Annotated in this window: 13 protein-coding genes; 11 read left to right on the top strand and 2 right to left on the bottom strand. The window is 72.2% G+C overall.

The window, feature by feature from the left end; all coding sequences use genetic code 11:
• Positions 1–6: 6 nt before the first annotated feature.
• From O3597_RS17890 to O3597_RS17845, 10 genes are all read left to right on the top strand, one after another.
• Positions 7–387, top strand: coding sequence for a hypothetical protein (locus O3597_RS17890; protein WP_164445632.1), 381 nt, complete (start codon positions 7–9; stop codon positions 385–387).
• Between the two features lie 147 nt (positions 388–534).
• Positions 535–3,369, top strand: a complete 2,835-nt coding sequence (locus O3597_RS17885) for a Na+/H+ antiporter subunit A (protein ID WP_281601825.1) — start codon at positions 535–537, stop codon at positions 3,367–3,369.
• On the top strand, positions 3,366–3,830 hold the full coding sequence (locus O3597_RS17880) for a Na(+)/H(+) antiporter subunit C (RefSeq protein ID WP_281601824.1): 465 nt from the start codon (positions 3,366–3,368) through the stop codon (positions 3,828–3,830). The genes O3597_RS17885 and O3597_RS17880 overlap by 4 nt, the downstream gene beginning before the upstream one ends.
• Positions 3,831–3,867: 37 nt before the next feature.
• Positions 3,868–5,370: a Na+/H+ antiporter subunit D gene (locus O3597_RS17875; RefSeq protein ID WP_164445629.1), complete on the top strand. Its 1,503-nt coding sequence runs from the start codon at positions 3,868–3,870 to the stop codon at positions 5,368–5,370.
• Positions 5,367–5,948 (top strand): Na+/H+ antiporter subunit E, encoded by a 582-nt coding sequence (locus O3597_RS17870; RefSeq protein WP_281601823.1) that lies wholly within the window; start codon positions 5,367–5,369, stop codon positions 5,946–5,948. Before O3597_RS17875 ends, O3597_RS17870 begins: the two co-directional genes overlap by 4 nt.
• Positions 5,945–6,208, top strand: coding sequence for a monovalent cation/H+ antiporter complex subunit F (locus tag O3597_RS17865; protein WP_164445627.1), 264 nt, complete (start codon positions 5,945–5,947; stop codon positions 6,206–6,208). The genes O3597_RS17870 and O3597_RS17865 overlap by 4 nt, the downstream gene beginning before the upstream one ends.
• Entirely contained in the window at positions 6,205–6,540 is a 336-nt protein-coding gene (gene mnhG, locus O3597_RS17860) for a monovalent cation/H(+) antiporter subunit G (protein WP_164445626.1), read from the top strand. The genes O3597_RS17865 and mnhG overlap by 4 nt, the downstream gene beginning before the upstream one ends.
• Positions 6,541–6,709: 169 nt before the next feature.
• Positions 6,710–8,062 (top strand): hemolysin family protein, encoded by a 1,353-nt coding sequence (locus tag O3597_RS17855; RefSeq protein ID WP_164445625.1) that lies wholly within the window; start codon positions 6,710–6,712, stop codon positions 8,060–8,062.
• The gene (locus O3597_RS17850; protein WP_164445624.1) at positions 8,059–9,126 is read left to right on the top strand and encodes a hemolysin family protein; all 1,068 of its coding nucleotides are present in this window, start codon (positions 8,059–8,061) and stop codon (positions 9,124–9,126) included. Before O3597_RS17855 ends, O3597_RS17850 begins: the two co-directional genes overlap by 4 nt.
• 9 nt (positions 9,127–9,135) lie before the next feature.
• A complete protein-coding gene (locus O3597_RS17845) occupies positions 9,136–10,077 on the top strand; it encodes a sporulation protein (RefSeq protein ID WP_281601822.1) in 942 nt (313 codons plus the stop codon).
• A 20-nt stretch (positions 10,078–10,097) separates the two neighbouring features.
• On the opposite strand, the gene leuE is transcribed toward O3597_RS17845, so the two are convergent.
• Together leuE and O3597_RS17835 are read right to left on the bottom strand one after the other, a co-directional pair.
• Positions 10,098–10,760 (bottom strand): leucine efflux protein LeuE, encoded by a 663-nt coding sequence (gene leuE / locus O3597_RS17840; protein WP_164445623.1) that lies wholly within the window; start codon positions 10,758–10,760, stop codon positions 10,098–10,100.
• Entirely contained in the window at positions 10,757–11,992 is a 1,236-nt protein-coding gene (locus O3597_RS17835; protein ID WP_281601821.1) for a bifunctional pyridoxamine 5'-phosphate oxidase family protein/GNAT family N-acetyltransferase, read from the bottom strand. Before O3597_RS17835 ends, leuE begins: the two co-directional genes overlap by 4 nt.
• Positions 11,993–12,026: 34 nt before the next feature.
• Between O3597_RS17835 and O3597_RS17830 the strand changes: the two genes are divergently transcribed.
• Entirely contained in the window at positions 12,027–13,367 is a 1,341-nt protein-coding gene (locus tag O3597_RS17830; protein ID WP_281601820.1) for an aminotransferase class I/II-fold pyridoxal phosphate-dependent enzyme, read from the top strand.
• Positions 13,368–13,442 lie beyond the last annotated feature (75 nt).

Genomic DNA, 13,442 nt, shown 5'->3' with positions numbered 1-13,442 from the left:
AGTCGGATGGCCGTCGAGGAGCGGAGTTCGGGGCCCGGCACCGACATCCTGATCCGCAAGGTCGACAGCCACGTCACCGCCCTGCGTGCCGGGCTGCACGGCGCGGATCTCGAGTTGGCCGAGCGGCTCGCCAGTTGCCTGCGCGAACTGGTCGTCTCCACCGCGCAGGCCAGCGCGGCCGACCGTGCCCAGGTGCGGGCCGCCGTGCACTACTTCGTCCTGCGTCGGGAAAGCCGCGGGCGGTTGTTGTCCGTGCGGTCCCTGGCCGCCGCGCAGCGACTGGTCAACAAGGCCGCCTCTCAACTTGGCCGGGCGGACCTGGTGGTCGAGGGGCGTCCGGTACGCGGCGGCGAAAGCGCCCCGACGGATGTTGCCGCGCACAGCTGATTCGGCCTTCCCCCACCTTTCGCCGTATTGACGGCGAAAGTGTTTTTATCTCGGAAAAAGCGTCCATAGCGCGCCGATCTGTCGTCTGATCGCTGCTAGACCCCCAACCCCCGTGGGGCGTCGCGGCCACCTCGACCGGGAGCGCGCGTGCTCGTACTGCTCATCCTGCACCTCGTGGCGGCCGTCGCGGCACCGCTGCTGGTTCGCCGGTGGGGTCCGCGCGCCTGTTACCTGCTGGCGTTGGTGCCGGCGGCCGCCTTCGGCTGGGCGCTGGTACGCACACCCGACGTGACGCGTGGCGGTGCGGTCGTCGAGACCTACCCGTGGATCCGGGAACTGGGGTTGGACCTCGCGCTGCGGATGACCACCCTGTCCTGGCTGATGACCCTGCTGGTGGGCGGGGTGGGCGCGCTGGTGCTCGGCTACAGCGCCCGGTACTTCCCGCCCGACGCGCTCGGCAACTCACGGTTCGCCGGTGTGCTTGTCGCCTTCGCCGGCGCGATGCTCGGGCTGGTCCTCGCCGACGATCTGCTGCTGCTCTACGTCTGCTGGGAACTCACCACCGTCTTCTCGTACCTGCTGATCGGTCACAGCACCGAACGGCGGTCGAGCCGTTGGGCCGCGGCCCAGGCGCTGACCGTGACCACCCTCGGCGGTCTGGCCATGCTTGTCGGGTTCCTCATGCTCGGTCACCACGCCGGCACCTACCGCTGGTCCGAGCTGGCCCAGCGACCGCTGCCCGGCGGGGCGTACCTGGTCGTCGCGGTGCTGCTGATCCTGCTCGGTGCGCTGTCGAAGTCGGCGGTGCTGCCGTTCACCTCGTGGCTGCCGGTGGCGATGGCCGCACCGACACCGGTCAGCGCGTACCTGCACGCGGCCGCGATGGTGAAGGCCGGCGTCTACCTGCTCGGCCTGCTCACCCCGGTGCTCGCCGTGGTCGGCCCGTGGCGTCCGGTGGTGCTGATCGCCGGCCTGGCCACCATGCTGGTGGGCGGCTGGGCGGCACTGCGGCAGACCGACCTGAAGCTGCTGCTCGCCTACGGCACGGTCAGCCAGCTCGGACTGCTGACGGTGGTCGTCGGGGTGGGCACCGCGGACGCCGCGCTCGCCGGTGTCGCCATGCTGCTCGCCCACGCGTTGTTCAAGGCGGCGCTGTTCCTCGTGGTCGGTGTGATCGACCATGGCGCCGGGACCCGTGACCTGCGCGAGTTGTCGGGACTGCGGCGCACCGCACCGGTGCTGACCGGGGTGGCCGTGCTCGCCGCCGCCTCGATGGCCGGGCTGCCACCGCTGTTCGGCTTCGTCGCCAAGGAGGCCGTGTTCGCCGCCTTCGCCGACCAGCCACTGGTGCTGGCGGTGCTCGTCGTCGGCACCGTGCTCACCGTCGCGTACAGCATCAGGTTCATCTGGGGCGCGTTCGCCGACCGCCCCGGCGCCGACGCCACCGACCTGGGACGGATCGCCCCGTCGCTGCTGGCCCCACCGGCCCTGCTGGCCGTCGTCGGGCTCGTCGCGGGCCCGGCCGCCGGAGCGCTGGACCATCTGCTCCGCCCGTATCCCGAACTCTTCGGCGCCGTCGGGAAACACCTGGCCCTGTGGCACGGGCTCACCCCGGCGCTCGGCCTGTCCGCGCTGGCGCTGGTGGGTGGCACCGCGCTGTTCGCGCTGCGCGGCCCGCTGGCCCCGGTGCTGGCCCGGCTGCGATGGCCGGTCACCGGCCAACAGGGGTACGAGTGGACCACCCACCGCTTCGACCGGGTCGCGTTGAACGTCACCAGCGTCACCCAGCGAGGATCGCTGCCGCAGTACCTCGGCCTCATCCTGATCGTGCTGGCCGCGGTGCCGGGCGGGGCGGTGTTCCTCATCGAGCCCTGGGAACAGCCGCTGGAGCTGTGGGCCACTCCCGCGCAGCCGGTGGTGCTGCTGGTGGTCTGCGTCGCCGCCCTGCTCGCCGTGGGCGCCACCCGGCGGCTGACCGCGATGCTGCTGGTCGGCATGACCGGTTACGGCACCGCGATGCTGTTCGTGCTCTACGGCGCGCCCGACCTGGCGCTGACCCAGTTCCTCGTGGAGACGATGACCATCGCGATCTTCGTGCTGGTGCTGCGCCGACTCCCCGAACGGTTCTCGACCCGGCCGCTGCGGCGCAGTCGGTGGATCCGGCGGGCGATCGGCGTGATCGTCGGTACGACCGTGGCCGCGCTGGCTGTCGGTGCCGCGGCGGCCCGGCAGGCGCGGTCCATCTCTGAGGAGTTCCCGCACCTGGCGGTCGAGGAGGGGCACGGACGCAACGTGGTCAACGTGACCCTGGTGGACATCCGCGCCTGGGACACCCTGGGGGAGATGGCGGTGCTGGTGGCGGCGGCCACCGGAGTGGCGAGTCTGATCTTCCACCGGTCCCGTACCGGGCCCCGTCCCCGTCGCCGCGAGGTCGCCGAGGACGACGCGCCCGCAGGTCGGGCGGTCTGGCTGCGTGGCGGGGCGACGCTGCACGAACGGCAACGGTCGATCGTGCTGGAGGTGGTCACCCGACTGATCTCGCACACCGCGGTCCTGTTCTCGCTCTACCTGCTCTTCTCCGGGCACAACGCGCCCGGTGGCGGCTTCGCCGGAGGGCTGGTGGCCAGCCTCGCGCTGACCATGCGGTATCTCGCCGGTGGCCGGTACGAGTTGGTCGAGGCGGCACCGATCGGTGCCGGCACCGTGCTCGGTGCCGGCCTGCTGCTGTCGGTCGGCGGCGGCGTGGTCTCCCTGATCGCCGACGGCACGGTGCTGGAGAGCACCAGGGTCGACCTCTGGCTGCCCCTGATCGGTCACTTCTACCTGGTCACCTCCCTCTTCTTCGACGTCGGCGTCTACCTGGTGGTGATCGGTCTGGCGCTGGACGTGCTGCGCAGCCTCGGCGCCGAGGTGGACCGGCACATCGAGACGGCCGGCGGGTCCGGGGGCGGGCTCGCCGGCCAGCGAGGGGAGGCGCGGTGAGGGCCGCCGGAGCGAACCTGGTCTCCTTCATCACGATCGGGGTACTCGTCGGCTGCGGCGTGACCCTGCTGCTGGAACGCAGCCTGAGCCGGATCCTGCTCGGCGTCATCCTGATCGGCAACGGCGTCAACCTGTTGATCGTCTTCGGTGGCCGGTCCGGCGAGGCACCGGTGGTCGGCGTCAGCGACGAGGCGGCGATGAGCGACGCCCTGCCCCAGGCCATGGTGCTCACCGCCATCGTGATCACCTTCGGCTTCACCGCCTTCCTGCTGGCGATCAGCTACCGCAGCTGGTACCTCAGCGGCGACGACGAGGTGCCCGACGACATAGAGGACCGGGAGATCGTCCGCCGGACCGCCCAACACGAGGTTTCCGCCGCCGATCTCATCGGCGAGCCACCGACCGCCGACCCGCAGCAGGTCGACGCACCCGCCCCACCGCGCGAGGAGGGCCCGGGATGAGCCGGTACGTGCCGGCCGGACCGGACCGGTGGCGGCGATGAACACTCTCGTGCCGCTGCCGGTGGTGCTGCCGCTGCTGGGTGCCGCGCTGACCTTGCTGCTGGCGGGCCGGCCGTGGACCCAGCGGACGGTGAGCGTGGGGTGCCTGAGCACCAGCCTGGTGGTGGCGGTCGTCCTGCTGGTCCAGGCGTACCGGCAGGGCCCACTGGTGGTGCAGATCGGCGGCTGGCCGGCGCCGGTGGGCATTGTGCTGGTCGCCGACCAACTGGCCGCGCTGATGCTGGTGGTCTCCTCGGCGGTGACCCTCTGCGTGCTGCTGTACTCGATCGGGCAGGGCCAGGCGGAGGTCGGGGAGCGGTCCCCGGTGGCGATCTTCCACCCCACCTACCTCGTGCTGACCGCCGGCGTGTGCAACGCGTTCCTCGCCGGTGACCTGTTCAACCTCTTCGTCGGCTTCGAGATGCTGCTCGCCGCGAGCTTCGTCCTGATCACCCTCAACGGCACCGGGCCACGCATCCGGACCGGCTCCACCTACGTCGTGGTCAACGTCCTGGCGTCGATGATCTTCCTGATCTCGGTGGGCCTGGTCTACGCGGCCACCGGCACCCTCAACCTGGCACAGCTCACCGCGCGACTGGACGCGCTACCGGGCGGCGTACGACTGAGCCTGCAACTGATGCTGCTGGTGGCCTTCGGGATCAAGGCGGCGGTCTTCCCGCTGTCGGCCTGGCTGCCCGACAGCTATCCGACGGCACCGGCCCCGGTCACCGCGGTCTTCGCCGGCCTGCTCACCAAGGTCGGCGTGTACGCGATCATCCGGACCCAGACCCTGCTCTTCCCTGGGCAGCAGGCCGGGGAACTGCTGATGGTGGCGGCCGGCCTGACCATGCTGGTCGGCATCCTCGGCGCGGTGGCCCAGTCGGACATCAAGCGGCTGCTGTCGTTCACGCTCGTCAGTCACATCGGTTACATGATCTTCGGGGTGGGGCTGAGCACGGTCGCCGGGCTGGTCGGTGCCATCTTCTACGTGGTCCACCACATCACCATCCAGACCACCCTGTTCCTGATCTCCGGGCTGGTCGAGCAGCGGGCCGGCAGCACCGACCTGCGCCGCCTCGGCGGGCTGGCCCGACTGGCGCCCCTGGTGGGCGTGCTCTTCTTCGTCTCGGCGATGAACCTGGCGGGTATCCCGCCGTTCTCCGGCTTCCTGGGCAAGCTCGGCCTGCTCCAGGCCGGTGTCGCCGTGGGCGGTCCGCTGCCCTGGACGCTGGTGGCCGTCGGTGCCGTGACCAGCCTGCTCACCCTCTACGTGGCGAGCCGGGTGTGGAACATCGCCTTCTGGCGCTCGCCCTGCCAAACGGTCGCGCCGACCGCCCCGCTGCCCGCGCTGATGGTCGGCGCCACGGTCGCCCTGGTGGTGCTCGGCGTGTCGTTGACCTTCGTGGCCGGACCGTTGTTCGACGTCACCGGGCGGGCGGCGGCGGATCTGATCGAGCGCACCCCGTACGTGCGCGCCGTCCTGCCCGGCGGGGCGTCGTGACCACGCCCGAGGCGCCGCAGCGGCGCACCCGGATCGGCCGATGGCGTGACCAACTGATCGCCTACGGCTGGCTGGTGCTCGCCTGGAACCTGTTCTGGGGGGAGTTCACCTGGGGCAACCTGCTCGGCGGGCTGCTGACCGCCGGGGTGGTGCTGCTGTTCTTCCCGCTGCCGCCGGTGACCTTCCACGGCCGGCTCCGGCCGTGGGGGCTGCTGGTCTTCGGCGGCCGGTTCGTCGTCGAGTTGGTCCGGGCCAGCGCCCACGTCGCTCGGATCGCGGTGCAGCCCGGCTACACGCCCCGTTCGGCGATCATCGGCGTGCGGCTGCGGCTGCCCACCGACCTCAACCTCGCCCTCACCGCCGAGGTGCTCTCCCTGGTGCCCGGCACTTTGATCATCGAGGTGGACCGGGACGCCGGAATCCTCTACGTGCACGTGCTCGACGTACGCGGCCCCGCCTCGCTCGCCGCCAGCCGTGACCAGGTCCGCGCCGTGGAAGGGCGGATCGTCGCGGCGATCGGCTCGACCGCCGAACTACGCCGGACGCGTACCGGAGAAGTGGACAAGGAGTTCCCGTGACCATCTTCCTCGCCGTCGTGCTCACCAGTTTGCTGTCGGTGACCGCGCTGCTCGCCCTCGTCCGCCTCTACCGGGGTCCGACGCTGCTGGACCGGGTCGTCGCGGCCGACATGCTGCTCGCCACCATGGTCGGCGCCGTCGGCGCGGAGGCCGCGGTCAACCGGCACGCCACCACCCTGCCGGTGCTGGTGGTCCTCGCCCTGCTCGGCTTCGTCGGATCCGTCTCGCTGGTCCGCTTCGCCGTCCGGGACCGGCCGTGACACCGGGCGCCGTCGCGGACTGGCTGGCTGCGGTCAGCCTCGTCACCGGTGCGCTGCTGAGCCTGGCCGCCGCGATCGGGGTGCTGCGCTTCCCGGACACGCTGAGTCGCATGCACGCGGCCACCAAGCCGCAGGTGCTCGGCGTGCTGCTCCTGCTGCTGGGGGTGGGTCTGCGGCTGCGCAGCCCGGCCGACCTCGGCATGATCGTTCTCGTCGGGGTCTTTCAACTGGCCACCGCCCCGGTCGCCGCCCAGATGATCGGTCGGGCCGCGTACCGGGCCGGGCGGGTGGACCGGGACCTGCTCGACGCCGACGAACTCGCCGACCACTGAGCCGTCCCGGCCGGCGGGCACGATGAGTAAGCACACCCGCCCGGCCCGGGCCACGCCGCCGGTAGAATGACCACATGATCGACTCTTCTGCCCAGGAGGGCAGCAGTAGCCAGCCGGGTAGGCCCCGGCATCCCTACGCACCGACGACCCCGGGAGCCCTGAACCTCCCGTGTTGATCCTCGTCGGTCTTCTTCTGATCGTTGTCTTGACCGTCGCGACGGGGTACTTCGTCGCGCAGGAGTTCGGCTACGTCGCGGTCGACCGCGGCAAGCTGAAGCAGCTCGCCGCCGAAGGTGACCAGGCGTCCGTCCGGGCCCTGGAGGTCGCTGGACGGCTCTCGTTCATGCTCTCCGGCGCACAGCTCGGCATCACCGTGACCGCACTGCTCGTCGGTTACGTCGCCGAGCCGTACCTCGGTGCCGGCCTGGCCGAGCTGCTCGGCGTGGCCGGTGTCTCCACCGGCGTCAGCCTGCCGCTGTCGGTCGCGCTGGCCCTGGTCATCGCCACTGTGGTGCAGATGGTGGTGGGGGAGCTGGCCCCGAAGAACCTGGCCATCGCCCGGCCCGAACAGGTGGCCCGGGCGTTGTCCCGGTCCACCCTGGTCTACCTGGCCATGGCCGGACCGTTGATCAAGCTCTTCGACAAGTCCGCGGTGCGGCTGCTGCGGCGGGTCGGCATCGAGCCGATCGAGGAACTGCCCAGCGGCGCCACCCCGGAGGACCTGGAACAGATCATCGCCGAGTCCCGGTTGGAGGGGCATCTCGACGCCGACATGTCGGAGCTGCTGGACCGGGGGCTCGACTTCCGGCAGTTGACGGCCGGTGAGGCGATGGTGCCCCGGGTCGACGTGCACACCGTGCGCGCGCACGAGCCGGTGAGCCGGGTGGTCGAGCTGCTCGACACCGGCCGCTCCCGCTTCCCGGTACGCGGCGCGGAGGGCGTCGACGACCTGGTCGGCGTGATCGGCATCGCCGACGTGCTCCAGGTACCACCGGCCGAGCGGGCCGCCACCCCGGTTAGCGCGGTCGCCGTACCGCCGCTGCTGGTGCCCGAGACACTGCCGCTGCCCACCGTGCTGGACCGGCTGCGCTCCGGGCACCGCCAGCTCGCCTGCGTGGTCGACGAGTACGGCGGTTTCGCCGGAGTCATCACGCTCGAGGACATCGCCGAGGAACTGGTCGGCCCGATCCGCGACGAGGACGACCCGCCGGAGCGGGCCCCGACGCGGCAGGAGGACGGCTCCTGGGTGGTGCCCGCCCGTTGGCGCATCGACGAGGTCGCCGACAGCACCGGCATCGCCCTGCCCGAGGGGGCCGAGTACGACACCCTGTCCGGGCTGGTCATGCGGGAGCTGGGCCGGGTGCCCGAGGTCGGTGACCGGCTGGAGATCAGCCTGCCGGCCGACGGCGAGAACGGCCAGGTGCCACCGCGCGCCCTGGTCGAGGTGCTCGCGGTGGATCGGCACGTGGCCGACTCGGTCCGCCTCCAGGTCACCGGCGGGCAGTCGGAGGTGACGGCATGAGCACCGGATTCGCGCTGATCACCTCGGTGGTCCTGCTGGCGCTCAACGGCTTCTTCGTCGCCGCCGAGTTCGCCCTGGTGGCGAGCAAGCGGTACCGCCTGGAACAGGCGGCGGCCGGCGGCGGCCGGGCCGCCCGGGCCGCCCTCGACGGCGTGCGTGAGCTGTCGCTGATGCTGGCCGGCGCGCAGCTCGGCATCACCCTGTGCACGCTGGGCCTCGGCGCGCTGGCCGAGCCGGCGATCGAGCGGCTGCTCAGTCCGCTGCTGCACGCGGTCGGCGTGCCGTACGGCGCCAGCCACGTGATCGCGTTGATCTTCGCGCTGAGCCTGGTCACCTTCCTGCACCTGGTGGTCGGTGAGATGGCACCGAAGTCCTGGGCGATCACCCACCCGGAGCGGTCCGCGCTGCTGTTGGCCCTGCCGTTCCGGGCCTTCGCCCGGGTGGCCCGCCCGGTGCTGTCGGTGCTCAACGCGGTGGCCAACGCCATGCTGCGGCTGGTGAAGGTGAACCCGCAGGACCAGTTGGCCCAGGTGCACGGCCCGGACGAGCTGCGCATGCTGCTGGAACAGTCCCGGGAACACGGGCTGCTCGGCGCCGCCCAGCACGAACTGCTCACCAGCATGCTGGAGTTGCAGGGCACGACGGTCGCCCAGGTGATGGAACCGTTCGACCGGATGGTGACCGTGCGCCGGGACGATCCGGCGAACCGCATCGAGCAGGTCAGCCGGGACAGCGGCCGGTCCCGGCTGGCGGTGCTGGACGCCGCCGGTGACGTCTGCGGCCTGGTGCACGTACGGGAGGCGGTACGGGCCACCGCCGGTCGACCCGACGCCACCGCGGCGGACCTGATGAACGACGCCATCACGCTGCCCGACACCGCCACCGTGACCGAGGCGGTGGCCGTGATGCGGGCCCGCCAGTCCCAACTCGCCCTGGTCCGCAACGGCGGTGGACCCACCCGGCCGGTCGGCTTCGTCGCGCTGGAGGACCTGCTGGAGGAGGTCATCGGGGAGTTCGACGACGAGACCGATCCGATCCCGCGCGCGGTACGCCGGCTCAGATAGGGGTAACGGGTGCGGCTGACGGGGGTGTCACCGGGATCGGGCGGAACGGGCCTGACGGTGCAGACCGCGCTGGCCAACCCGAGCACCCGTCCCGGCCTGCGCCTGCCGGGGCGGGTGAACCTGATCGCCGGCTCCGTCGACGTAGCGGTCCGGCACGTCCGGCTCGGCCTGGTCAGCACGGTCGAGCCGGACGATCCGGAGGCTCCCCGCCGGCTGGTGCAGTTCCATCAGGCGCAGGTGGCGGACGCGATGGTGCTGCGGGCCGGACGGGCCCGGTCGATCCCGTTCGAGTTCCCGGTGCCGTGGGAGACGCCGGTGACCACGCTGGGTGGGGTGCCCTTGCTCAGCCTGCGGATGGGACTGCGTACCGAGGTGGCGATCGACGCCACCCTGGACCAGGGGGCGATGGTGCCGGTTCTGGTCCATCCGCTGCCGACCCAGCAGCACATCCTGGCCGCCCTGGACACGCTCGGCTTCCGCGTCCGCCAGTCCGGCCTGGTCGACGGCCGGCTACCCGGCGTGGAGCAGGCCCTGCCCCTGCACCAGCGGTGGGGCTTCTGGGTCGGTCCGCTCTACGCCGGGCCGATCACCGAGCTGGAGGTGATCTTCGTGACCAACTCCGCCGGCCTGGAGGTGATCCTCTGGTGCGACCGGCGGTTGGCGCTGGCCGGAATCACCCACACCAGCATCAGCCGGTTCCGGATCTGGCACGTCGGCGCCGACCAGCGGGACTGGGTGAGCACCGTGGACGGGTGGCTGCGCGAAGCGATCAACCGGCACGCCGCCGCCGCGGCACACGCCGACTGGTCAGCCCCCGTCCCCGAGTCGGCCCACGTCAGCCGCCCACCCGACCGGCCGCTGCCACCCGGCCCGACATTCGGTGGCGACGCGGGCGGCGCGGGTGTCGGCGGCGGCGAGGGCGGCGGTGGCGGCGGTGGCGGCGGCACCTGAGGCCGCCGCCCGTCCGCCGCTCAGCCCTGGGCGAGCTTGAGGCCGAAGCCGAGGAAGAGCGCACCGACCGCGCTTGTCGCGCCGGCCGCCAGCCGGCGACGCCGACTGAACTGGGCGGCCAGGAAGGTACCCGCGAAGATCAACGCAGTCAGGTAGAGCGCGCTGGTCACCTGGGCGATCAGACCGAGCAGCAGGAACGACAGCGCCGGCCAGGGGTAGGTCGGATCGACGAACTGGATGAAGAACGAGACGAAGAACAGGATCGCCTTCGGGTTGAGCAGACTGATCACCAGCGCCTTGCGGAACGGGCTGCGCATCGCCGCCGGCTCCGCGGCATCGATCAACCGCGGGGTCGCCGGGTCGTTGCGTTCCCGCCAGCGTCGCCACGCCCCGCGCAGCATGGTCAACCCCACATAGCCCAGGTACGCCGCGCCCGCGTACTTGATCACAAGGAAGACCGGCGGGTACGCCTTGAGCAGCGACGCCACTCCTGCGGCGGAGAGGAACATCAGGATCGCGTCACCGACCCAGACGCCGCTCGCCGCCCGGTAGCCGACGCCGACGCCACGCCGCGCGGCGGTGGAGAGGACGAACAACGAATTGGGGCCGGGCAGCAGCACGATGGCCACGGTGCCCAGCACGTACGTCCAGAGGTCGGTGATTCCCAGCACGTCCGACATCATCGGGCCGACATGGGCTGGGCACGAAGCCTTTCCCGCAGGCTGACCTGTGCTTTCGGCCACTCGTCGACGGTCATCGCATACTGCACGGTGTCCCGCCACGAGCCGTCCGGCCGCAACCGGTGCATCCGCAGCACCCCCTCCCGGGTCGCGCCGAGCCGCTCGATGGCCCGCTGCGAACGCTCGTTGCGGATGTCGGTGTGCCAGACCACCCGCACCGCGTCGAGTTCGTCGAAGGCGCGGGCGAGCAGCAGCAGCTTCGCCTCGGTGTTGATCCCGGTACGCCACCACGGCCGCCCGAGCATGGTGTGCCCGATCGCCACCGACCGACGCGCCGGGTCGATTTCGTAGTACGAGGTGGAGCCGACCACCGCGCCGGTGACCGCGCACCGTTGCACCCAGGCGACCCGCTGCTGGTCGGCAAGGGCCTCGATGATCACCTCACGCACCTGCCCCGGCCCGGTCGGCAGCGGTCGGGTGAGGTGCCGCCAGACCTCGGCGTCGGCGGTGGCCGCGTACAACTCGTCGGCGTGCGCCAGGTCGAGCGGCTCCAGCAGCACGTGGGTACCGCGCAGCACCGCCGGTTCGTGCCAGGGCGAACGGCGCGGGCGCAGGTACGCCGGCAGCGGCGCGGTGACCCCGGCGTCCGGCTCCGGCCGGCCGGGGGTCAGCCGTAGCGGCACCACCCCGGCCCAGTGCGCCAGGTCGAGATCGGCCGGGTCGTCGCGTACCCCGCCGGTGCGGGTGCGCAGCGACACCTCCGTCAGCGGCAACGCCAGCACGGCGGTCTCGGCCAGCTCCCGCCGGCTCGGCGGTCGGCTGTCCGCCGCGCGGCCGGTGCCGACCTTCTCCACCAGGGCGGTCAGCACGTCGGTCTTCTCGTCCGGGTCGGTGACCAGGTGTGCGGTGCCGTGCGCGATCACCGACCGGTAGTTGGCGCTGTGGTGGAACTGGGAGCGCCCGTAGACCAGCCCGTCGAGCAGGGTGACCGCGACGCATACCGGAAGGCCGTCGGCGCGGGCCGCGAGCAGCGGCCGGCTGCCGGTGGAGCCGTGCAGGTAGAGCGTGTCGCCGATGCGCACGTGCAGCGTGGGCAGCACCCGGGGCTCGCCGTCGACGGTGAACCCGAGCGCGCAGTGGTACGCCTCGTCCAGTACGGCGTGCGCGGCGATCCGGTCGTAGCTCATCCGGTCCCGGGAACGGCTGGCGGTGGTGCGGGTGGTCTGCGGGTACATGCCTCCACCTTTGTTCTAGTACAATCTCATCTTTGTGTCAGCACGCTATCAGGTGACCGGTGCGACGGCCGTCGAGATTTCGGCCAGCATCGAATCCGCCATCCGCGACGCCGCCCTCGCTCCCGGCGACCCACTGCCACCGGTGCGCACGCTCGCCGCCGACCTGGCCGTCAGCCCCGCCACCGTCTCCCGGGCCTACGCCGAGCTGCGCCGTCGCGGACTCGTCGTCACCGCCGGCCGGCGCGGCACCCGGGTACGCCCCCGACCGGCGGTCGCCGCCCGCCGAGCCGCCCTGCGCCCGCCGCCCGCACCCGGTCTGCGTGACCTGTCCCGAGGTCAACCCGACCAGCGGCTGCTGCCGCCGCTGCGTCGGCACCTGGCCGCCCTCGCCGACACCGTCGGCGACCCCGTGGGCTATCCCGACCTCGGTGTGCTACCCGAGATGACCGAGGCGGCCGGGGCTCGACTGGCCGCCGACGGGGTACCAGCGCCCGGGCTGACCCTCACCGGCGGCGCACTGGACGGCATCGAGCGTCTGCTCGACGCGCACCTGCGCCACGGTGACGCGGTCGCCGTGGAGGATCCGGGCTGGGCCGGCCTGCTCGACCTGCTGGCCGCCCTCGGGCTACGGCCGATCGGCATGCCCGTCGACGACGACGGGCCGATCGTCGCGGGAGTCGCCGCCGCCCTCGACGCCGGAGCACGAGCGCTCATCGTGACCAGCCGGGCCCAGAACCCCACCGGCGCGGCAATCTCCGCCGGCCGGGCCGACGACCTACGCGCCCTGCTCGCCGGCCGGGCCGACCTGCTGCTGATCGAGGACGACCACGCCGCCGAACTGGCTCGCGTACCGCTGCACCCGCTCGCCGGAGCCACCACCCACTGGGCCTTCCTCCGCTCGGTCAGCAAGCCCTTCGGCCCCGACCTGCGCCTGGCCGTGCTGGCCGCGGACGAGACCACGGTGGCGCGGGTGGCCGGCCGGGCAAGGGTCGGCACCGGCTGGGTCTCCACCGTGTTGCAACGGCTCGTGCTCTCGCTCTGGGCGGACCCGGAGACGACCGCCCTTGTCGACCGGGCGGCGCAGAGTTACGAACGACGGCGTCACGCGCTGGTCACCGCCCTCACCGACCGTGGCCTGCCCGCCCACGGCCGCACCGGCATCAACGTCTGGGTACCGGTGGACGACGAGACCAGCGCGCTGACCGTGCTGCGCGACGCCGGCTGGGTGGTCGCGCCGGGCGCGCTCTACCGGATCGCCGGCCCGCCCGGACTGCGCATCACCGTCAGCGACCTGCACGACAAGGAGATCCCGGCGTTCGCCGACACGGTCGCCCACGCGGCCCGCCCCACCCCGCCCCCAGGCTTCACCGCCTGAGCAGACCCCTGCCCCCCCCCACGACACGTGAGGCGTGAACGGTCGGGCGCGCGGAGCGACGCGTCGCCGCTGGCT

This window comes from Verrucosispora sp. WMMA2044, assembly GCF_027497155.1.
GTDB lineage: Bacteria > Actinomycetota > Actinomycetes > Mycobacteriales > Micromonosporaceae > Micromonospora > Micromonospora palythoicola.
This window is presented reverse-complemented; position numbering and strand designations above follow the sequence as displayed.